This is a genomic window from Faecalibacterium sp. AF10-46 (assembly GCF_003604105.1).
In the GTDB taxonomy this organism is placed as follows: Bacteria; Bacillota; Clostridia; order Oscillospirales; family Ruminococcaceae; genus Faecalibacterium; species Faecalibacterium taiwanense.
In genome coordinates this window covers 297,571-319,789 of record NZ_QVGY01000001.1, presented here as the reverse complement: position 1 = coordinate 319,789, position 22,219 = coordinate 297,571, and the positions used below count along the sequence as shown (strand labels likewise).

General features: G+C 55.9%; 16 protein-coding genes. 1 reads left to right on the top strand and 15 read right to left on the bottom strand.

Annotation, left to right across the window (positions count from 1 at the left end; translation table 11 throughout):
• Window positions 1-61: 61 nt before the first annotated feature.
• Genes DWV57_RS01560 through DWV57_RS01545 form a run of 4 tightly spaced genes read right to left on the bottom strand, consistent with a single transcriptional unit; the run spans window position 62 to window position 2,775 of the window.
• A complete protein-coding gene (locus DWV57_RS01560) occupies window positions 62-1,186 on the bottom strand; it encodes a helicase RepA family protein (RefSeq protein WP_120019719.1) in 1,125 nt (374 codons plus the stop codon).
• The gene (locus tag DWV57_RS01555) at window positions 1,183-1,512 is read right to left on the bottom strand and encodes a hypothetical protein (protein WP_097770292.1); all 330 of its coding nucleotides are present in this window, start codon (window positions 1,510-1,512) and stop codon (window positions 1,183-1,185) included. Before DWV57_RS01555 ends, DWV57_RS01560 begins: the two co-directional genes overlap by 4 nt.
• Window positions 1,509-2,585: a site-specific integrase gene (locus DWV57_RS01550; RefSeq protein WP_120019718.1), complete on the bottom strand. Its 1,077-nt coding sequence runs from the start codon at window positions 2,583-2,585 to the stop codon at window positions 1,509-1,511. The genes DWV57_RS01555 and DWV57_RS01550 overlap by 4 nt, the downstream gene beginning before the upstream one ends.
• Window positions 2,586-2,589: 4 nt before the next feature.
• Window positions 2,590-2,775 carry a hypothetical protein gene (locus DWV57_RS01545; RefSeq protein WP_055184318.1) on the bottom strand — a complete coding sequence of 62 codons (186 nt, stop codon included), beginning with the start codon at window positions 2,773-2,775 and terminating at the stop codon, window positions 2,590-2,592.
• Window positions 2,776-3,108: 333 nt separating this feature from the next.
• Here DWV57_RS01545 and DWV57_RS01540 point away from each other — a divergent pair, with 333 nt between their 5' ends.
• A complete protein-coding gene (locus DWV57_RS01540; RefSeq protein ID WP_120019717.1) occupies window positions 3,109-3,612 on the top strand; it encodes a helix-turn-helix transcriptional regulator in 504 nt (167 codons plus the stop codon).
• 157 nt (window positions 3,613-3,769) lie between these two features.
• On the opposite strand, the gene guaA is transcribed toward DWV57_RS01540, so the two are convergent.
• From guaA to dnaG, 11 genes are all read right to left on the bottom strand, one after another.
• Window positions 3,770-5,320: a glutamine-hydrolyzing GMP synthase gene (gene guaA, locus DWV57_RS01535; protein ID WP_118527935.1), complete on the bottom strand. Its 1,551-nt coding sequence runs from the start codon at window positions 5,318-5,320 to the stop codon at window positions 3,770-3,772.
• Window positions 5,321-5,422: 102 nt separating this feature from the next.
• The gene (locus tag DWV57_RS01530; RefSeq protein ID WP_120019716.1) at window positions 5,423-6,055 is read right to left on the bottom strand and encodes a GyrI-like domain-containing protein; all 633 of its coding nucleotides are present in this window, start codon (window positions 6,053-6,055) and stop codon (window positions 5,423-5,425) included.
• Window positions 6,056-6,320: 265 nt separating this feature from the next.
• Window positions 6,321-7,526, bottom strand: a complete 1,206-nt coding sequence (tuf, locus tag DWV57_RS01520; protein WP_118527939.1) for an elongation factor Tu — start codon at window positions 7,524-7,526, stop codon at window positions 6,321-6,323.
• Window positions 7,527-7,701: 175 nt separating this feature from the next.
• A complete protein-coding gene (gene fusA, locus DWV57_RS01515) occupies window positions 7,702-9,828 on the bottom strand; it encodes an elongation factor G (RefSeq protein ID WP_118527941.1) in 2,127 nt (708 codons plus the stop codon).
• A gap of 24 nt (window positions 9,829-9,852) precedes the next feature.
• On the bottom strand, window positions 9,853-10,323 hold the full coding sequence (gene rpsG / locus DWV57_RS01510) for a 30S ribosomal protein S7 (RefSeq protein ID WP_005930552.1): 471 nt from the start codon (window positions 10,321-10,323) through the stop codon (window positions 9,853-9,855).
• Between the two features lie 161 nt (window positions 10,324-10,484).
• A complete protein-coding gene (rpsL, locus tag DWV57_RS01505) occupies window positions 10,485-10,913 on the bottom strand; it encodes a 30S ribosomal protein S12 (RefSeq protein WP_005940205.1) in 429 nt (142 codons plus the stop codon).
• Window positions 10,914-11,201: 288 nt separating this feature from the next.
• Window positions 11,202-14,774, bottom strand: coding sequence for a DNA-directed RNA polymerase subunit beta' (gene rpoC, locus DWV57_RS01500; RefSeq protein ID WP_120019715.1), 3,573 nt, complete (start codon window positions 14,772-14,774; stop codon window positions 11,202-11,204).
• 128 nt (window positions 14,775-14,902) lie between these two features.
• A complete protein-coding gene (locus DWV57_RS01495; protein ID WP_118527945.1) occupies window positions 14,903-18,745 on the bottom strand; it encodes a DNA-directed RNA polymerase subunit beta in 3,843 nt (1,280 codons plus the stop codon).
• 51 nt (window positions 18,746-18,796) lie between these two features.
• On the bottom strand, window positions 18,797-19,015 hold the full coding sequence (locus tag DWV57_RS14295; protein WP_133300959.1) for a hypothetical protein: 219 nt from the start codon (window positions 19,013-19,015) through the stop codon (window positions 18,797-18,799).
• A 275-nt stretch (window positions 19,016-19,290) separates the two neighbouring features.
• Window positions 19,291-20,370 carry an RNA polymerase sigma factor RpoD gene (gene rpoD, locus DWV57_RS01490; protein ID WP_120019714.1) on the bottom strand — a complete coding sequence of 360 codons (1,080 nt, stop codon included), beginning with the start codon at window positions 20,368-20,370 and terminating at the stop codon, window positions 19,291-19,293.
• Window positions 20,371-20,419: 49 nt separating this feature from the next.
• Window positions 20,420-22,195: a DNA primase gene (gene dnaG / locus DWV57_RS01485; protein WP_120019713.1), complete on the bottom strand. Its 1,776-nt coding sequence runs from the start codon at window positions 22,193-22,195 to the stop codon at window positions 20,420-20,422.
• Between the last annotated feature and the right edge of the window lie 24 nt (window positions 22,196-22,219).

Here is a 22,219-nt window from a genome sequence, read left to right as displayed (position 1 = left end):
GTGTCGATTGTGACGATATTTTACATAGTAGCAAAAATACCGTCACAACCGTCACGAATCGTCACGCCCCAGAATTTTCCAGCGTTAATTTGACCACCCTGCCCTCATGGGTGCGCCTGCTTTCGTACCGAATCCCATAGTCGTTGTAGAGCCTGTCGGCACTCACGTTCAGCTTCCGGGTCAGGATGTTTGCCTGTGTGCTCACACCCGGCAGACGTTCCAGCAGCTCCGTGGGCGTACCACTCCACTCCGGCTGTTCCGGGGTGAGCACCTTTGCCACTGCTTCCAGAAGCGGGTCGGGCGGCAGCTTCCAGAGTTCCGTTTCGGCTCCTTGGAACTCCCACACGCAGCGTTCCCGGTTGAACTCCAACGTCAACTCCTGATCCGGCTGGTCACGCCCCACGATGTCCAGCAGGGCGGTGTTGTCCGTGCGCCGCTTCTTCTGCATGATGAATGCTCCATCCGCTGCACCCAGCAGGCCATTGGTGCCAGAGATCATATCGAAGCTATCCTCGGCTTCCATTTTCCGGGTATGGTGAACCACCAGCAGGCAGATGCCATACTTGTCACTGAAGGTTTTCAGCCTGGTCACGATCTCGTAGTCGCTGGCATAGCTGTATCGGTCCCCGCCGATTTCCCGCACCTTCTGCAGGGTGTCGATGATGATGAGCCGTACATCCGGGTGCTCCCGGATGAATCCTTCCAACTGCTGGTCAAGTCCCTCGCTCACGGACTTAGCTTGCGTGGCGAAGTAGAGATTGCTGGTCTCCTCTACCCCGAACATCCGGGAGAGTCGCCGCTGCAACCGGGCGTAATCATCCTCCAACGCCAGATAGAGGACGGTGCCTTGATGCACCTCGTACTCCCACAACGGAAGCCCCATCGCCACATGGTAGGCGAGCTGCCCCATGAAGAAGGACTTGCCCACCTTGGGCGCACCTACGAAGAGGTAGGTGCCACTGTACAGCAGGTCGTTCACGATGGGTTTCCGAGGTGGATACACTGTGTCGTACAGCTCGGTCATTGATACCGTGTTCAGCCCGAAATTGTTTGACTTTTTCGCGGCTTGCAGATTGATTTGCTTGTCCGAATTTGTTATAATATTGGTGTTGATTTTTGAGGACGACTGTACCGCATCTGCGCCAACAGATACACCCGGTACGGTCGTTTTTCTATTGTCAGTCATTCGCATTCCTCCTTAAGTCCGTTCAACGTCAGAGCCACCATTTGCAGGGTCTCCAGCAAGTCCGGCGGGACTTCTTCATCCACGGCCAGCCGCTGCAATTCCTGATAGATCAGCTCCATCTGGCCTCGTAGGGCTTTGTAGACCCTTGGGTTGCCTACCACGGTGATCTCCCGGTCAGTCAGGCGGCGGATGATATACTCCTGTTTGGTCAACCCGGAGAGCTTTACTTTGGCTTCCAGAACCTCGTCCTCTTCCGGGGACATTCGGAAGGCCACCACCTTGTTCCGCCAGCGGCCTTGCTGGTCGAGTACTCGTTCCATCTTCATCCCTCCCTTCGCTCCATGTCCAGCTTCTGCGCCATCTCCTGCTGCTTTGAGGGGAAGAGGTGGGCGTACTTATAGGTGATGTCCACACTCTCATGCCCTACCCGGTCAGCGATTGCCAAAGCCGAGAAGCCCATTTCAATCAGCAGCGACACATGGGAGTGCCGTAGGTCGTGGATTCGTATCCGCTTCACCCTGGCCTCCTTGGCTCCCCTGTCCATCTCGTGGTGCAGGTAGCTCTTGGTCACCTCAAAGATCCGCTGGTCTGGCTGGACTTTGTAGAGGGATTTCAGATAGTCTCTGATCTCGTCCGTCAGAAACTGTGGCATCTGGATGACCCGGACGCTCTTAGGCGTTTTGGGGTCGGTGATCACATCCCGGCCTTTCAGCCTTTGATAGGATTTGGTGATGGAGAGCAGCCCCTTGTCCAAGTCGAAGTCTGCCGGGGTCAGAGCCAGCAATTCGCCCTCCCGGATGCCACACCAGTAGAGGACTTCAAAGGCGTAGTAGGATTGCGGCTTGTCTATCATGACCTCTGCGAACTTGAGGTACTCCTCCTTCGTCCAGAAGAGCATCTCCTTGTGCTTTTCTGACCCCATGCACCCGGCTGTGGCTGCTGCATTTGATTTCAGCCCATAGAACCGGACGGCGTGGTTCAGAATGGCACTGAGCTGTCCATGGAGCGTCTTGAGGTAGGTCGGCGAGTAGGCCTTGCCGTTTTTGTCCCGGTAGTTCAGCATCTCGTTCTGCCACGCGATTACATCCCGTGGCTTTATCTCACTGAGCCGCTTTTCTTTGAAATACGGTAAGATTTTCGTTCGGATGATGTGCTCTTTGGTAGACCAGGTGTTTTCCCGGAGTCGCTTTTTCTTGTCCGTGATATAAATTTCCACGAACCCTTCAAATGTCATGGTCAGGTCTGCAGCCTGCTGAAGAAGGAACTCCCGCTCCCACGCCAAAGCGTCCTTCTTGGTGGCAAACCCCCGTTTCAGCTTCTTCTGCTTCACGCCTTGCCAGTTCTCGAAGTAGAAGGAAGTGTACCATTTGCCCTGTTTGCTGTCCTTGTAGGCTGGCATCCTATCACTCCTCCCCTGCCCCGTAGATTTTCTCCTGATAGTACCTCCTGCTTACCCGGCCTCCTACGGTCGTGTAGCCCTTGGCTTTCAGTTCCTCGTTCCACTGGGCGATCATCTTATATGCTAGCCCCTGCGAGATGTCCAGTTCCTTTGCCAGCTCGTCTGCCTTGATAAAAATGCTGTTTGCCATTTTTTGTCCTTTCCTTGTCGGTTTCATTTCGGTGCCGCTTCATCCTCGCTGACTTCCGGCAGGCATATCCCCTTTGCGGTGCTGTGCCGTTCCCTTACGGAGCGCTCGCTTCCTTTCGGAAGGTCTTGGCGGTTTGGGTCAGTTTGGCGGTCATTCAATTTTACTAAGCATTTTTGCTTATCTTTTTGTGCCCTCATTATACTAAACACATTCCGTTAAGTCAAGAGGTTTTCAGGTAAAATCTTAAGCTTTTTTGTTTATTTTCTATTGCACCTCCTGTTTTTCTATGCTATACTGGGTTCAACAAATATGTTTAAGTCAGGAGGCAATCGCATGGCAGTCGGTGACCGCATCAAACGTGCCCGCAACCTCCGAGGTATGACCCAGAAAGAACTGGGCATTGCCATCGGGTTTGAGGAGAAAAGCGCAGACATCCGCATCGCACAATACGAAAGCAACACCCGTACGCCCAAGGAAGAGTTGCTCCGCAAGATTGCGGAGGTACTGGACGTGAACTACCGTTCCCTCTATGAGCCGACCCTGTACGCCGCAGAGGATGTGATGTACACCCTGTTCGAGCTGGACGAGCACTACCCCGGCACCCGGCTCTATGAGGTCACAGACACCACCGACCCGGATTTCCCTGAAAAGCACATGGCAGTCAGTTTCCGCTATCGCCTGCTGGATGAGTTCTTAAAGGAGTGGCAGCTCCGTAAGAAGCAGCTCCGGGAGGGTGAGATCAACAAGGAAGAGTATCTGGAATGGAAGCTCAACTGGCCTCAGACCGCCGACGGCTGCGGCCGGTACGAGCCGAAGAAAAAGTGGCGTAAAGAATAAAAGACACAAAAATGCCCTCTGAAAAACTTACCGTTTCTCAGAGGGCATTCTCATGTCTCTCTTTATGAATAATCGCCTGATAGTATCAAAGCAGTATCACAGAGCCTTTTGCCTCTCAAAATATTGCAGTGCATCAATACTTTTCAGGGTTTGTAGATTATTCGAGCTCAATGGTTGCCGGCGGCTTACCGGTGCAATCATAGAACACGCGGTTCACATGCTTGACCTCATTGACGATGCGGCTGGTGACAGTGCCCAGAACATCCCAAGGCATATTATAGCTCTCTGCAGTCATGAAGTCGGTGGTGGTCACAGCACGCAGGGCCACAGCGTAATCATAGGTGCGCTCGTCGCCCATGACGCCCACACTGTGCATGTTGGTCAAGGCTGCATAGTACTGGCTGATCTCCTTATCCAGACCCGCCTTTGCGATCTCCTCACGCCAGATCGCGTCGGCATCCTGCACGATTGCCACCTTCTCCGGGGTCACCTCACCGATGATGCGGATGCCAAGACCCGGGCCGGGGAACGGCTGACGGCTGACCAGATATTCGGGCAGGCCCAGCTCACGGCCAGCCTGACGCACCTCGTCTTTGAACAGGTTGCGCAGCGGCTCCACCAACTCCTTGAAGTCCACAGTGTCGGGCAGACCGCCGACGTTGTGGTGGCTCTTGATAACAGTGGACTCACCGCCCAGACCGCTCTCAACGACATCCGGGTAAATGGTACCCTGTGCCAGGAAATCCACCTTGCCGATCTTCTTGGCCTGCTCTTCGAACACACGGATGAACTCTTCGCCGATGATCTTGCGCTTGCGCTCCGGCTCGGTGACACCAGCCAGCTTTGCAAAGTAGCGGTCGCGGGCATCCACACAGATAAAGTTGATATCAAAGCCATTGGCATTGCCCGGACCAAAGACTGCACAGACCTCTTCCTTCTCGTTCTTACGCAGCAGACCGTGATCCACGAACACGCAGGTCAGCTGCTTGCCGATGGCCTTAGCCAGCATAGCTGCCAGAACGGAGGAATCCACGCCGCCGGACAAGGCGCACAGCACCTTGCCATCGCCGATGCGCTCACGCAGGGCCTTGACGTTGTTTTCCACAAAGGAGTCCATCTTCCAGTCGCCGGTGCAGCCGCAGACGTTGTACACGAAGTTGCGCAGCATCTTCTTGCCTTCCGCAGTGTGCAGCACTTCCGGGTGGAACTGGACCGCATACAGGCCCTTCTCAGCGTTCTCTGCCGCAGCTACCGGGCAGTTGACCGTGTGAGCAGTGATTTTAAAGCCGGGCGCTGCCTGCTCAATGTAGTCGTTATGGCTCATCCAGCAGATGGTGGAGGGCTGCACATCGGTGAACATCTTGCTGTTCGTGTCCACGAACACCTCAGTCTTGCCGTACTCGCGCTCCGGTGCGCGGCAGACATGGCCGCCCAGAAGATGCATCATCAGCTGGCTGCCATAGCAGATGCCCAGCACAGGCACACCCCAGGTAAAGATCTCCGGGTCGATCGTGGGAGAATCCTCCAGATAAACACTGTTGGGGCCACCGGTAAAGATGATACCCTTGGGGTTCTTTGCCTTGATAACCGACAGATCGGTTTTATAGGAATAGATTTCACAGTAGACATTGTTCTCGCGGACGCGGCGCGCGATCAGCTGATTGTACTGGCCGCCAAAGTCCAGCACGATGACAGTTTCATGCTGCATGAAGTTCTCTCCTCCCTTATCCATTCAATGTGTTTCTACAGATAGAATCAGTATATCACATCTGCCAAATAAAAGCGACATCATTTGTGAATTTTCCCGTTTTTATTTTTCACGTATGGGATGCCGCAGAACTGTTTTCAGTGTTCCCGGTGCAGCGCGGCGAGAATCACTCAGATAAATCTCGTGGTGGAAGCGTGTCTCTGAAAAATCAAGCCTATACCCCTGCTCTACGGCAAAGGCATCCATCTGCGCCAGCGTTTTCGGTTCTTCATCATAAGGGCCGATATGCAGGCACTGAACGCAAAGTCCCTCGTCATAGGTCAGGAATTCCGCCTTGGAAAAATCCTTTTTCTTTTTTGCCGTTGCTTCCTGTACGGCCCAATCAAACGCTTCCGACGTCACGAATTCCGGCAGGCGGATCATAGATGTCCACTCAAATAATTCTTTATGCGCATAGTCAACGCCATCCACGCCCTTCTGATGCCACAAGCCCTCCAACGGTGGAACCACATATTCAAAATAGCCGTCCATCTTGTGGCTGCCCTTATAGCTCATTTTGATGGTGAAAGCAATGCCGTACAGCACTCCCATAGCCTCCTGATAGGCTCCACCCGGAGCATTCGGGTCGCCCTTGCCGTGCACTGCCACAAAATTCATACGAGGTATCGTAATCAGATGCGGTTTTTTCGGCGGGAGATAAAATTCCCTGTACTCTTTCTTATAATCAAACAGCATTGCCCTTCACCTCTTCCAGAAGTTCACGCTGTTTCTTTTTGCTGAATCCTCTCAGCACCAGCCGATAGGACTTTTCCAGTATTTCCTTTTTTAGTATACCAGAACAACCTTGTTTTGTAAACAAAGAGTTGTGACATGCCGCAAAAAATCCCCTGCCCTTACAGACAGAGGATCTAAAACAAAAAGAGACCTTCCCACTCTCCGGAATGGGAAGGTCTCTCGTAAGTTTAACCTTTAGCCTTAGGAAAGGCGCGAAGGGTCAAAATCACTCAATAATCTTGCCAACAACGCCAGAACCAACGGTACGGCCACCCTCACGGATAGCGAAACGCAGGCCCTCTTCCATAGCAACAGGGGTCAGCAGCTCAACGTGCATCATGACGTTATCGCCGGGCATGCACATCTCAGTGCCTTCGGGCAGAGTGATGATACCGGTCACGTCGGTGGTGCGGAAGTAGAACTGAGGACGATAGTTGGAGAAGAACGGGGTGTGACGGCCGCCTTCGTCCTTGGTCAGAACGTACACCTGAGACTCGAAGGTCTTGTGGGGGTGCACGGAACCGGGCTTAGCCAGAACCTGACCACGCTCGATCTGGGTACGATCAACACCACGCAGCAGAGCGCCGATGTTATCGCCAGCCTCAGCGAAGTCCAGAGACTTACGGAACATCTCCAGACCGGTGATGGTGGTGCTCAGACGATCGGGCTTGATGCCGACGATCTCCATAGCATCGCCAACCTTAGCAACACCACGCTCAACACGACCGGTTGCAACGGTACCACGGCCAGAAATGGTCATGACATCCTCGATGGGCATCAGGAAGGGCTTGTCTTCCTCACGATCGGGGTTGGGGATATAGCTGTCAACAGCGTCCATCAGCTCCTTGATGCAAGCATACTCGGGAGCATTGGGATCAGTGGAGGTAGACTCCAGAGCCTTCAGAGCGGAACCACGAATGATCGGGGTATCGTCGCCCGGGAAGTCGTACTCGCTCAGCAGCTCACGGATCTCCATCTCGACCAGATCCAGCAGCTCTTCGTCGTCGACCATATCGCACTTGTTCATGAACACGACGATATAGGGCACGCCGACCTGACGAGCCAGCAGGATGTGCTCACGGGTCTGGGGCATGGGACCATCGGTAGCAGCAACGACCAGAATAGCGCCGTCCATCTGAGCAGCACCAGTGATCATGTTCTTAACGTAGTCAGCATGGCCCGGGCAGTCAACGTGAGCGTAGTGACGAGCGTCGGTCTGATACTCAACGTGAGCGGAGTTGATCGTGATACCACGAGCACGCTCCTCAGGAGCCTTATCGATGTTGGCATAATCCATGAAGTCTGCGTCGCCCTTCAGAGCCAGGAACTTGGTGATAGCGGCGGTCAGAGTGGTCTTGCCGTGGTCAACGTGACCGATGGTGCCGATGTTCACATGCGGCTTAGAACGGTCGAACTTTGCCTTTTCAGCCATTGGAATATCCTCCCTTAATTTAGGTTTTGATATTTGGTTACAACAACCCTGCAAGATGCAGACATTGCATTGCAAGGCTATTCTACTAAATTTGCCCTGTAAAATCAAGTGCTTTTACAGGAAATTTTGCCGAGGTTACACTACCCCGGCAAAATTCACTTTAAATTTAAGGCGATCAAGCCTTGGTGCGGCCAGCAATGATCTGGTCAGCAATGTTCTTAGGCACCGGCTCGTAGTGAGACGGCTCCATGACATACTGGCCACGGCCCTGAGTCTTGGAACGCAGGTCGGTAGCGTAGCCGAACATCTGAGCCAGAGGCACAAATGCATTGACACGCTGAGTACCAGCCATAGCTTCCATGCCCTGGATCTGACCACGGCGTGCATTCAGGTCGCCGATAACATCGCCCAGATACTCATCGGGAACGATAACTGCAACCTTCATGATAGGCTCAGTGATGATAGGATCAGCCTTGCGCATAGCATCCTTGAATGCCATAGAACCAGCAATGGAGAAGGCCATTTCAGAGGAGTCGACCTCATGATAAGAACCATCCCACAGGGTAACCTTGACATCAACGACAGGATAGCCAGCCAGAACACCGGACTTCATAGCACCCTGGATACCGTTGTCGATAGCCGGGATGTATTCCTTCGGGATGGCACCGCCAACGATGGCGTTGACGAACTCGTAACCCTTGCCGGGCTCGTTGGGCTCGATCTTGATCTTAACATGACCGTACTGGCCCTTACCACCGGACTGACGTGCGTACTTGGTCTCCTGGTTGGCCTCTTTGCGGATGGTCTCACGGTAAGCAACCTGAGGTGCACCCACGTTTGCTTCAACCTTGAACTCACGCAGCAGACGGTCAACGATGATCTCCAGGTGCAGCTCGCCCATACCGGCGATGATGGTCTGACCGGTCTCTTCGTCAGTGTAGGTCTTGAAGGTCGGATCCTCTTCGGCCAGCTTTGCCAGCGCGATGCCCATCTTCTCGTTGCCGGCCTTGGTCTTGGGCTCGATGGCAACGCGGATAACAGGCTCGGGGAACTTCATGGACTCCAGAATGATGGGATGATTCTCATCACACAGAGTGTCACCGGTAGTGGTGTTCTTCAGACCGACAACAGCAGCGATATCACCTGCGTAGCAGCAGTCGATATCCTTGCGGTGGTTAGAATGCATCTGCAGGATGCGGCCCATACGCTCCTTGTTGTCCTTCACGGAGTTGTAGACAGTGGTACCTGCCTCAACCTTACCGGAGTAAACACGGAAGTATGCCAGCTTACCAACGAACGGGTCGGTAGCGATCTTGAAGGCCAGAGCTGCAAAGGGAGCGTCGTCGGAAGACGGACGGGTCTCCTCTTCCTCAGTCTCGGGATTCACGCCCTTGATGTCAGGGACATCGGTAGGAGCGGGCATATAGTCAACGATAGCATCCAGCAGCTTCTGGACACCACGGTTCTTGTAGGAAGAACCGCAGACAACGGGAACCAGCGTGTTAGCGATGGTCTCCTTGCGGATCGCAGCCTTCAGCTCGGCACGGGTGATCTCCTCGCCCTCGAGGTACTTTTCCATGAGCTCTTCGTCGTTCTCAGCAACAGCCTCGATCAGGATGTTGTGATACTCCTCAGCCTGCTCACGCATATCCTCGGGGATCTCCTCGGTACGCATGTCGTTGCCCATGTCGTCGTAGTAGACCTCAGCGTTCATATCGACCAGGTCAACGATACCGCGGAAGGTATCCTCCTGACCGATAGGCAGCTGGATCGCCACACCATTTGCGTGCAGACGATCGTGCAGCATCTTGATGCAGCGGAAGAAGTCAGCACCCATGGTGTCCATCTTGTTGACGTACACCATACGGGGAACCTTGTACTCGTCAGCCTGACGCCAAACGGTCTCAGACTGCGGCTCAACACCGCCCTTTGCAGCCAGAACGGTCACAGAACCGTCCAGCACGCGCAGAGAACGCTGGACCTCAACAGTGAAGTCCACGTGGCCCGGGGTGTCGATGATGTTGATGCGGTGACGGTTCTTCTTGAATGCAACCGGATCCTTCTGGGTCTCAGAGTGGCTCCAGTAGCAGGTGGTAGCAGCGGAAGTGATGGTGATACCACGCTCCTGCTCCTGAACCATCCAGTCCATGGTAGCGCCGCCATCATGAACTTCGCCGATCTTGTGGTTGATACCGGTGTAGTACAGAATACGCTCGGTAGTAGTAGTCTTACCAGCATCAATGTGGGCCATAATGCCGATATTTCTCGTCATCTGAAGAGAAACTTCTCTGGGTGTAGCCATGAAATTAACCTCCTACAGAACAGATCAATAACGGAAATGAGCGAAAGCCTTGTTGGCCTCTGCCATCTTGTGAGTATCCTCACGCTTCTTCACGGCGTTACCAGTGTTGTTGGCAGCATCCATGATTTCAGCAGCCAGACGCTGAGCCATGGTCTTCTCACCACGGCTGCGGCTGTAGGCAGTCAGCCAGCGCAGACCCAGGGTCTCGCGGCGAGCCGGGCTGACTTCCAGAGGAACCTGGTAGTTAGCACCGCCAACGCGGCGGGTCTTGCACTCGAGGCTGGGCATGATGTTCTCCATCGCCTTCTCGAAAGTCTCCAGAGGATCGTTGCCGGTCTTCTCCTGAATCATGGAGAAAGCTTCGTAAACGATCTTCTGAGCGACGCCCTTCTTGCCATCCAGCATAACGCTGTTGACCAGACGAGTGACCATCTTGGAATTGTAAATAGGATCAGCTAAGACATCGCGCTTAGCAATGTTACCTCTTCTAGGCATCTTTCTTCCCTCCTTCACAGAATGATATCATCGGTACTCGAAAGTAATAAAACTCCCGTTGTGTCACAAAGAGCTGACCTTTACATAAACTGTTGCCCTCCGCTTTGCAAGCGGACTTGTTATTTATATAATGGAAAGCCGTTTATGGCGGTTGTCCTCAATTACTTCTTTGCAGCACCGGCCTTAGGACGCTTTGCGCCGTACTTGGAGCGGGCCTGATTACGGCCTGCCACACCCTGAGTATCCAGGGTACCACGGATGATGTGGTAACGCACACCGGGCAGGTCCTTAACACGACCGCCACGGATCAGCACGACGGAGTGCTCCTGCAGGTTATGGCCGATACCGGGAATGTAAGAGGTGACCTCGATACCATTCGTGAGGCGGACACGAGCAACCTTACGCAGAGCAGAGTTGGGCTTCTTGGGGGTCATGGTACGAACAGCAGTGCAGACACCACGCTTCTGGGGGCTGTTCAGATCAGAATACTGTTTTTTCTGAGAATTGTAGCTCTTCAGCAGTGCGGGAGCGGTGCTCTTGGTAGCCAGAACCTGACGGCCCTTGCGTACAAGCTGGTTAAAAGTAGGCATTTTGTTTCTCCTTTCTTAATAATGCACATCGGACTTTTTCCGACTTTTTTGCCGCACTATCCCCATGAGGGATGCGCAACAGTTATATAATACTCGCTTTACAGGCGGATGTCAACAGTTTTTGCAAAGTTTTTTGCATTTATTCCAGATTTTTTCTTTCAGCATTTTTTCGACGCAAAACGCACGGTTTTCTCTCCTGTTTCCGCTTTTCCGGGCATATAAAAACCGCCCTGCAGGCGGATGCCCACAGAGCGGTCCGTTGTTTTATTTCAGAAGAAGGAGCTTTGCTTACTGTACAGCAGCTGCCAGTTCAGCAGCGACCTCAGCATCGCGCTCAGCCTCACGGTTCTTCAGATCCTCACGGACTTCCGGCAGACCGGTACCTGCGGGGATCAGCTTACCAATGATGACGTTCTCCTTCAGGCCGGCCAGCGGGTCGACCTTGCCCTTGATGGCAGCTTCGGTCAGCACGCGGGTGGTCTCCTGGAAGGATGCAGCGGACAGGAAGGAGTCGTTTGCCAGAGCAGCCTTGGTGATGCCCAGCAGCACCTGCTGGTACTCGACCAGCTTCAGGCCCTCTTCACCAGCGTCGATGCGCTGCTGCAGATCGGCGTTGATGTTCTCCACTTCCAGACGGCTTGCCAGTGCACCGCCGATCAGGTTGGAAGAACCGGAATCCGTCACGCGCACCTTGCGGCACATCTGACGGACGATGACTTCGATATGCTTATCGTTGATCTCAACGCCCTGCAGACGGTAGACCTTCTGAACTTCGTTGATCAGGTAGTTCTGGACATCCTCCAGACCCTTGATTGCCAGAATATCCTGCGGATACAGAACACCTTCACGGGTGATGATGTCGCCCTTCTCCACACGGTCACCCGGCATCACGCGGGAATGCTGGGTGAACGGGATGGAGTAGCTCTTTACGACCTCGGCACCGTTCTCGTCCTTGCCGGTCACCTTGATAACGACATTCTTCTTGGTATCGTCCTGAGAAACGACACCAGAGATCTCGCTCATGATGGCCATGCTCTTGGGACGGCGGCTCTCGAACAGCTCTTCAACACGGGGAAGACCCTGCGTGATATCTTCAGCAGATGCGATACCGCCGGTATGGAAGGTACGCATGGTCAGCTGCGTACCAGGCTCGCCGATGGACTCTGCGGCGATAACGCCGACAGACTCGCCCAGACGGACCGGCTCGCCGTTTGCCATATCGGAACCGTAGCAGCGTGCGCAGACACCGGTCTTTGCACGGCAGGTCAGCAGGCTGCGGATCTTCAGCTTGGTGATGCCAGCAGCCTCGATCTCGTTTGCATCGTACAGGTCGATCATCTTGCCTTCCGGCACGATGACCTTGCCGGTGACGGGGTTGACCACATCGCCCACAGCGAAGCGGCCGATCAAGCGCTCGCGGAAGCTCTCGATCTTCTCCTTGCCCTCGTGGATCTCAGACACCCACAGGCCGTCGGTGGTGCCGCAGTCGATCTCGCGCACGATGACATCCTGAGAGACATCGACCATGCGGCGGGTCAGGTAACCGGAGTCAGCGGTACGCAGAGCGGTATCGGCCAGACCCTTACGGGCGCCACGGGCAGAAACGAAATATTCCAGAATATTCAGACCTTCACGGTAGTTGGCACGAATGGGCATCTCGATGGTGTGGCCGGCGGTGTTTGCCAGCAGGCCGCGCATGCCGGCCAGCTGCTTGATCTGGTTCATAGAACCACGAGCACCGGAGTCTGCCATCATATAGATCTCATTATCCTTGGGCAGGTTGTCTGCCAGAGCCTTGGAGACCTTATCGGTGGTAGCCTGCCAGATGGCGATGGTCTGGTTGTAACGCTCGTTGTCGGAGATCAGGCCGCGGTTGAACAGCTTGCCGACCTTTGCAATCTGCTGGTCAGCCTCAGCGATCAGTTCCTGCTTCTGCGGCGGAATCACAGCGTCGCACACAGCAACGGAGATCGCAGACAGAGTGGAGTACTTGTAGCCCTGCGCCTTGATGGCATCCAGCATCTTTGCACACTTGCGGGTGCCGTTGCGGGTCATGCAGCGGGAAATGATGTCGGGCAGAGTCTTCTTGGTCACGCGGAAGCTGACCTCGTACTCCAGCCAGTGCTCGGGATCAGTACGGTCGATATAACCCAGATTCTGAGGAACAGGGTTATTGAAGATGATGCGGCCGACGGTGGCTTCCACCAGACCGGTGCGCTCCACGCCGTCAATGGTCATGGTGCGGCGCACTTTAATGGGTGCGTGCAGGGTAACGATATGCTCTGCATAAGCCATCAGGGCTTCGTTCTCATCGCGGAATACCTTGCCTGCGCCCTCGTCATTTTCACGAACGGTGGTCAGGTAGTAGCTGCCCAGGATCATATCCTGCGTAGGCACGGTAACAGGTGCGCCGTCAGAAGGCTTCAGCAGGTTGCCGGAAGCCAGCATCAGCATCTTGGCCTCACGGCAGGCATCCTCGCCCAGAGGCAGATGCACTGCCATCTGGTCACCGTCGAAGTCGGCGTTGAATGCGGTACATGCCAGCGGGTGCAGCTTGATTGCACGGCCCTCCACCAGCACCGGGTTGAAAGCCTGAATACCCAGACGGTGCAGGGTAGGTGCACGGTTCAGCAGAACGGGGTGGCCCTTGATCACGGTCTCCAGGCTGTCCCACACTTCGGGCTTAGCGCGCTCCACCATCTTGCGGGCGGACTTGATGTTGTTGGCAATACCCTTCTCCACCAGATCCTTCATGACAAAGGGCTTGAACAGCTCCAGAGCCATTTCCTTGGGCAGACCGCACTGATCCATCTTCAGCTCAGGGCCGACGACGATAACGGAACGACCGGAGTAGTCAACACGCTTGCCCAGCAGGTTCTGACGGAAGCGGCCCTGCTTGCCCTTCAGCATATCGGAAAGGCTCTTCAGTGCGCGGTTGTTGGGGCCGGTGACCGGACGGCCGCGGCGGCCGTTGTCGATCAGGCTGTCCACTGCTTCCTGCAGCATACGCTTCTCGTTGCGCACGATGATGTCGGGAGCGCCCAGCTCCAGCAGACGGCGCAGACGGTTGTTGCGGTTGATCACGCGGCGGTACAGGTCGTTCAGGTCGGAGGTGGCAAAACGGCCGCCGTCCAGCTGGACCATGGGGCGCAGGTCAGGCGGCAGAACAGGCAGCACATCCATGACCATCCATTCAGGACGGTTGCCGGAAATGCGGAATGCCTCAACTACTTCCAGACGCTTGAGGACGCGCACGCGCTTCTGGCCGGAGGACTTTTCCACCTCGGCAGTCAGCTCTTCACTCAGCTGATCCAGATCGATTTCCTTCAGCAGATCCTGAATGGCCTCAGCGCCCATAGCAGCCTCGAACTCATCACCGTAGTGGTCGCGCATCTCACGATACTCGCTCTCGGTGAGCAGCTGCTTCTTTTCCAGACGGGTAGCGCCCGGATCCGTGACGATATAGCTTGCAAAGTACAGCACCTTCTCCAGCAGGCGGGGGCTGATGTCCAGCATCAGGCCGATGCGGCTGGGGATGCCCTTGAAGTACCAGATGTGGCTGACGGGAGCGGCCAGCTCAATGTGGCCCATGCGCTCACGGCGGACCTTAGCCTTGGTCACTTCAACGCCGCAGCGGTCGCAGATCTTGCCCTTGTAGCGGATGCGCTTATACTTACCGCAGTGGCACTCCCAGTCCTTGGTAGGTCCAAAAATGCGCTCACAGTACAAGCCGTCGCGCTCCGGCTTCAGGGTACGGTAGTTGATGGTCTCAGGCTTTTTGACCTCGCCGTAGCTCCAGTTGCGGATCTGCTCCGGGGAGGCAAGGCCGATCTTGATGGAATCGAAAACGTTGTTTTCCATGAAACGAACCCTTTCTTAATCTCTAGTTGTCTCGATGATACAGGCGGCTTTCTTGTTCAGACCACAGGCCCCTCTCCCCTGCCGCAGCACGCGGAACAGGGGGCTTGAGGCTTGTGTTCTTTGTCTGATCAGAAATCTACTTCGTCAGAAGAAGCGGGAGCTTCGGCACCGGAGTTATTGTCCTCCAGCACAGAAGGATCATCGAAACCGGCATCGGCATCCTTAATATTATAATCGTTGAGCAGTTCGCTCTCCTGCACGACGTTCTCAGTGCCGGCAACATCGCGCATATCAAAGCCGGTCTCTTCGTCGTCGAAGTTCTGACGCATGTCGATCTCGTTGCCGTCCTTGTCCTGAACAACAACGTCCAGACCCAGAGACTGCAGTTCCTTCAGCATAACGCGGAAGGACTCGGGGATGCCGGGCTGCGGGATCGGCTCACCCTTAACGATGGCCTCGTAGGTCTTCACACGGCCCTCCACGTCGTCGGACTTGACGGTCAGGATCTCCTGCAGAGTGTAAGCAGCGCCGTAAGCTTCCAGTGCCCAGACTTCCATTTCACCAAAGCGCTGGCCGCCGAACTGGGCCTTGCCGCCCAGAGGCTGCTGAGTGACCAGAGAGTAGGGGCCGGTAGAACGTGCATGGATCTTATCATCGACCAGGTGATGCAGCTTCAGGTAGTACATATAACCGACGGTAACGCGGTTATCGAACTTTTCGCCGGTGCGGCCATCGTAAACGGTGGTCTTGCCATCGCGGTCCAGCTCGATCTTGGAGAAGTCGATGATGTGTCCCTTCTCGCCCATGATCTTGGGGAGCTTCGTGGGATATGCAGGAGCATTCTCACCATGCCACATCTCGCGGGCGGTATCAAAGGTATCGCCGATGTCGTTCTCACGAGCAGAGTCGAAGACGGGAGTCATGACCTTGATGCCGCATGCCTTGGCAGCGTAGCCCAGGTTGACTTCCAGCACCTGACCGATGTTCATACGGGAAGGCACGCCCAGAGGGTTCAGCACGATGTCCAGCGGGGTGCCGTCGGGCAGGTAGGGCATGTCCTCCTGCGGCAGAATGCGGGAAACGACACCCTTGTTGCCGTGGCGGCCTGCCATCTTATCGCCAACGCTGATCTTGCGCTTCTGGGCAATATAGCAGCGGACGACCTCGCGCACGCCGGGCTGCAGTTCGTCGCTGTTCTCCGGGGTGAACACCTTGACATCCACGATGATGCCGTATGCACCATGGGGCACGCGCAGAGAAGTATCACGCACCTCGCGTGCCTTCTCGCCGAAGATGGCGCGCAGCAGGCGCTCTTCAGCGGTCAGCTCGGTCTCGCCCTTCGGGGTGACCTTACCGACCAGAATGTCGCCGCTCTTGACCTCGGCACCGATGCGGATGATGCCGCGCTCGTCCAGATCTTTCAGTGCATCCTCAGAAACGTTGGGGATATCACGGGTGATCTCTTCGGGTCCCAGCTTGGTGTCGCGGCTCTCGGTCTCGTACTCTTCAATATGAATGGAGGTGTACACGTCCTCGCGCACGATCTTCTCGTTCAGCAGAACGGCATCCTCGTAGTTGTAGCCTTCCCAGGTCATGAAGCCGATCAGAGCGTTCTTACCCAGAGAAATTTCGCCGTTGCGCATTGCAGGGCCGTCGGCCAGCACCTGACCGGCCTTGACGCTCTCGCCGACCTCCACGATGGGACGCTGGTTGATGCAGGTGCCTGCGTTGGAGCGTGCGAACTTGACCAGAGGATAATCCTCCAGCTCGCCCTTGTTGTTGCGCACAACAACATGGTCGGCATCCATCTTCTCAACGATACCGTCATTCTTTGCCAGAACAGCGGTGCCGGAGTCGGTAGCAGCCTTGTACTCCATACCGGTAGCAACGATGGGCTGCTGGGTGACCATCAGAGGCACTGCCTGACGCTGCATATTGGAACCCATCAGAGCACGGTTACAGTCATCGTTCTCCAGGAAGGGGATGCAGGCGGTAGCAACAGAGACCATCATTCGCGGAGAAACGTCCATGTAATCGACTTTCTCTGCATCAATTTCAAGGATCTCGTCGCGGCGGCGGGCAGACACACGGGGACGGATGAAGTGCTTGCCCTCATCCAGCGGCTCGTTGGCCTGTGCCACAACGTACTCGTCCTCGACATCAGCGGTCATATACTCCACTTCGTCGGTAACGACCTGCTCGAGCAGGCGGCCGTTCTCGTCGTAGGTCTTCTTGACCTTGCGGTACGGAGCTTCCACGAAGCCGTACTCGTTGATCTTGGCGTAAGATGCCAGATAGGAGATCAGACCGATGTTGGGGCCTTCAGGAGTCTCGATGGGGCACATACGGCCGTAGTGGCTGTAGTGAACGTCGCGGACCTCGAAACCTGCGCGGTCACGGCTCAGACCGCCGGGGCCCAGAGCAGACAGGCGGCGCTTGTGGGTCAGCTCAGCCAGCGGGTTGTTCTGATCCATGAACTGGGACAGCGGAGAAGAACCGAAGAACTCCTTGATGGCTGCCACCACCGGACGGATGTTGATGAGGGCCTGCGGGGTGATGACGCTCTGATCCTGGCTCTGCAGGGTCATGCGCTCACGGATGACACGCTCCATGCGGGAGAAGCCGATGCGGAACTGGTTCTGCAGCAGCTCGCCCACGCTGCGGATGCGGCGGTTGCCCAGATGGTCGATATCATCGGTGGTGCCAATATTGTGGCCCAGACCGTTCAGGTAGTTGATGGAAGCCAGAATATCGGCGACCGTAACGGTGCGGCCGATCAGCTGGTCGTGGTTGCGGCGCAGCATCTCCTTCTGCTCTTCCACATCGGAGGTGGTGTCGAGGATCTTCTTGATCTCATCGAAGGAGCAGCGCTCGTTGATGCCGCACTCCTTCACGTCGAAGGAGAAGAAGCCCTGTGCATCCACACAGCCGTTGGTGATGACCTTGACCTTCCGGCTCTCTTCCTTCATGGGATCGTCGAGCTTCAGCACGACCAGATTCACACCGGCATTGTCAGCCTTCTCAGCCAGCTCGCGGGTGATCTTGGCACCAGCCTCGATCAGGATCTCGCCGGTCAGCGGAGCAACCACATTCTCAGCAGCCACCTGACCGGTGATGCGGCGGGCCAGAGACAGCTTCTTGTTCATCTTATAACGGCCGAAACGAGACAGGTCATAACGGCGCGGGTCGAAGAACAGCATGTTGATCTGGCTGGTAGCAGACTCCACCGTGGGAGGCTCGCCGGGGCGCAGCTTGCGGTAGACTTCCAGCAGGCCCTCTTCCTGATTCTTGGTGGTATCCTTTTCCAGAGTAGCGAGGATGCGCTCATCGTCGCCAAAGAAGTTCAGGATGTCCTCGTTGGTGGACAGGCCCAGTGCACGGCACAGCACGGTGACAGGCAGCTTGCGGTTCTTATCGATACGGACATAGAACACATCGGAAGCATCGGTCTCGTACTCCAGCCATGCACCGCGGTTGGGGTTCATGGTGGCGCTGTACAGGTCGTTGCCCACCTTATCCTTGGCATCGCCGTAGAACACGCCAGGAGAACGCACCAGCTGGCTGACGATAGCACGCTCTGCACCGTTGATCACAAAGGTGCCGGCATCGGTCATCAGCGGGAAATCGCCCATGAAGATCTCCTGATCCTTCACTTCGCCGGTCTCCTTGTTCAGCAGACGGGCGGTGACGCGCAGGGGTGCTGCATAGGTCACGTCGCGCTCCTTGCACTCCTTGATGCTGTACTTCGGCTCCTTATCCAGGCGGAAGTCCACAAAGCTCAGTGCCAGATTGCCGGTGTAGTCCTCAATGGTGCCGATATCGTGGAAGACCTCTTTCAGGCCCTCGTCCAGGAACCACTGATAAGAGTTCTTCTGGACCTCGATCAGGTTCGGCATACTGATGACTTCGTCGATGTGGGAGAAGCTCATGCGCTCGGTTTTGCCGAGCTTTACGGGCTTGACTTTCATCATAAAATCAACCACTCCTTACTTTTATACTCTACGGGATGTCGTATACACGGGTCAAATTTGAGCAGACACACATAATTCGACCCGCGTCGAAGGGAACGTTTCGGCGTTTTTCACAAACTTTTCGGTTTGACCCGTCCAGCCGCCGCCTGCACATTCCTCTTTTTGGCGCACTAGTCCATTATGTGATACTAATGCAGTATACACCCTAAAAGCCTTGCTGTCAAGCCATTTTTCAGATTTTTGCCAAAACAAATTTATTTTTTCTTTCATTTTCGCACGCCCGGCAGCGTGTTGCGTTTTGCTGTTTTAGGGCTTGATTTTTTTATTTTGCACGTTCCTGTTCATAATCCCCTTGTGCAATTTGTCTATCTTTGCCCTTGTGTTTTGGCGTATTACTTTTACAGTCGGATATGCCCGTTTTCCCTTGCGGCCCTTTTTTGTGAAAAAGCAGCTCAGAAAAGCTCGCAGGCTTTTCTGAGCTGCAAATATAAAAATAATGTTTCCTCTAATATTGCCAGAGCGCAAGCGGCGGCAATTATGATCGTTCACTCATCCAGATAATCCCGCAGGCGCTTTGCACGGCTGGGATGCCGCAGCTTGCGCAGGGCCTTGGCTTCGATCTGCCGCACCCGCTCCCGGGTCACATTGAACTCCTTACCCAGCTCTTCCAGCGTATGCGCCCGGCCATCCTCCAGCCCGAAGCGCAGTGCGATCACCCGCTCTTCCCTCGGTGTCAGGCTTTTGAGCACGCTGAACAGTTCCCGCCGCAGCAGCTGCCGCCCGGCTTCATCCACCGGGATGCCTGCATCCTCGTCCTGAATAAAATCTTCAAGGTGGGCATCCTCCTCCTCGCCCACCGGCGTTTCCAGGCTGATGGGGTCCTGCGCCAGCTGCAGCAATTCCCGCACACGGTCCGGCTCCATGTCCAGCTGAACAGCGATCTCTTCCACGGTAGGCTCCCGGCCATTTTTCCGCAGCAGGTCACCCGCCATCTTTTTGACCCGGTTGATGCTCTCCACAAGGTGCACCGGGATGCGGATGGTCCTCCCCTGATCTGCAATGGCGCGGGTGATGGACTGACGGATCCACCACGTGGCATAGGTAGAAAATTTGAAGCCGCGCTCCGGCTCAAACTTTTCCGCCGCCTTCATCAGACCGAGATTGCCCTCCTGAATGAGATCCAGAAACGGCAGGCCTCGTCCTGCATAGCGCTTTGCCACCGACACCACCAGCCGCAGGTTCGCTTCGCTGAGCTTCCGCCGGGCATCCTCGTCTCCGGCCTGCGCGGCACGGGCAAGCGCCGCCTCCTGCTCTGCCGTCAGAAGCGGCACCCGGCCGATCTCCTTCAAATAGGCCTTTACCGGGTCGTCCAGCGCCACCCCCTCTGCCGAAAGCTCATGTTCCAGCCTGCCGATCTGCGTTTCATCCAACGCAGGCAGGTCCGCTTCCTCTTCGGTCAGGTGCACGCCGCGGGCCTCCAGTGCCGTATACAGCTCGTCCAGCTGCGCCACATCGTAATCCTGTTCGTCCATGGCACGGCTGATCTGCTCCGGTGTCAGAGCATGGCGGCGTGCCCGCGCGGCCAGTGTTCTGGCCAATTCCTCCGTTTGCGACAATTTCTGCATGGTTCCTGCTCCTTTCCTCTCCTGCTCCAGCCGGAGGGGAAAGCGGGGATCATTCTTCTACAGGCACATTTCCCTGCTTCTTTTCGCGCATCGACTGGAAGTAATCACTCAGTTCCTCATTGGACATATGCGCCGCCTTGCCTGCCATGGGCATCCCCCGGGCAATGCGGTCCAGATACAGCCGGATATCATCCGGCGTACAATTCACATCGCTGTATTGTGCCGCAAGATGGCTCAGTTCATTCAGCGCTTCTTCGCTTACAAAAGCGCGCAGCGTGGTCAGGCTGATCTCAATGCCCTCCTGTCGGCAGCGCAGCATGGCTTCAAACAGCTCCTTCTGCTGCGGCAGCACGAACTGTTCTGCGGTCAGCTGCCCCTGCACCAGATCGATATAGTGCGGCTCCCGCAGCATGGCCGCCAACAGCCGCTGCTGTGCGCTGGCAATGCCCAGCGCCTGACTGCCGCCCGCACTGTACGGCACGTTGATCTGATTCATCTCACCGGACTTGAGCGCCTGCTGCTTTTTCTCCCAGCGGTGCTTGCTGCCCGCCCTCTTCACGGCGGTCTCCAGCTGGGTCATGATAGCTGTTTTGGAGATGTTGGTCTCCTCAGCCAGACGCCCCGCATACACTTCCTGCTCGGTAGGGTTGGAGCGCTCTGCCAGCATATTCACAGCTTCCTTCACGTATTCCAGCCGCTGGGCATCCTGTGCCAGATCATACTGGCTGCGCAGACGGCCCAGCCGGAAGTCCAGTGCATTGCCCACACCATCCAGCAGAGCCTTGAACCGCTCTGCGCCATACTTTTTGATGTACTCGTCCGGGTCCTTTGCACCGGGGATCTGCAGCACACCCACCTTTACCGGGCTGTTGCGGAACAGTTCCAGCGAGCGCAGCGTGGCCTTCTGGCCTGCTTCGTCCGAATCGTAGCTCAGGATCACCTCGTCAGCATACTCGCTGATAAGCCGCACCTGCTCCGGGGTCAGGGCCGTGCCGCAGGCGCACACTGCTGTGTCGATGCCTGCCTGATGCATACTGATCACGTCCATGTAGCCCTCGCACAGCACGAACCGGCGCACCGCGCTGCGCTTTGCGATCTGCAGCGCAAACACCGTCTCTGATTTGTGGTACACCAGCGTTTCCGGGCTGTTGACATATTTCGGTTTGGAATCGTCCAGCACGCGCCCACCAAACGCAATGATGTTGCCGCGCAGGTCAAAGATAGGGGTCATCACCCGCTTCCAGAACAGGCAGTAGATGCGGCCGGACGCACTGCGCTTGAACAGGCCGCTGGCATCCAGCTCCTGCTGATTGTAGCCCTTATCGCGCAGGAACTGATACAGCGCCTGTCCGTCGTTGGGCGCATAGCCCAGCCCGAACCGGACGATCGTCTTGTCGTCCAGACCGCGCCGCCGCCAGTAGGCACGGGCCTGACGGGCTTCCTCCACGGTGGAGTTCAGGCAGGCGTGGAAAAACCGTGCCGCCTCCTTGTTCATGGAGAGGATGCGGCTGCGCATCCGGCCTGTTTTGTCGTCCTCCTGCGGCTCCGGCATACCGGCTCGCGCTGCCAGCAGCTTAACGGCCTCCGGGTAATCGATGCTGTTGATCTTTTTCGTAAAGGTAATGGCATCGCCGCCTGCGCCGCAGCCAAAGCAGTAAAAGCTCTGGGTGTCCGGGTAGACGTAGAATGAGGGCGATTTTTCGCTGTGGAAGGGGCACAGGCCGCCATACAAACGTCCCTTGCGCTTGAGCTGCACATAGCTGCCCACCAGCTCCACAATGTCGGTGCGGCGGGTCAGTTCTTCAATGTATTCGTGTGGGATCATGGATCTTTCAAACGACCTTTCGGA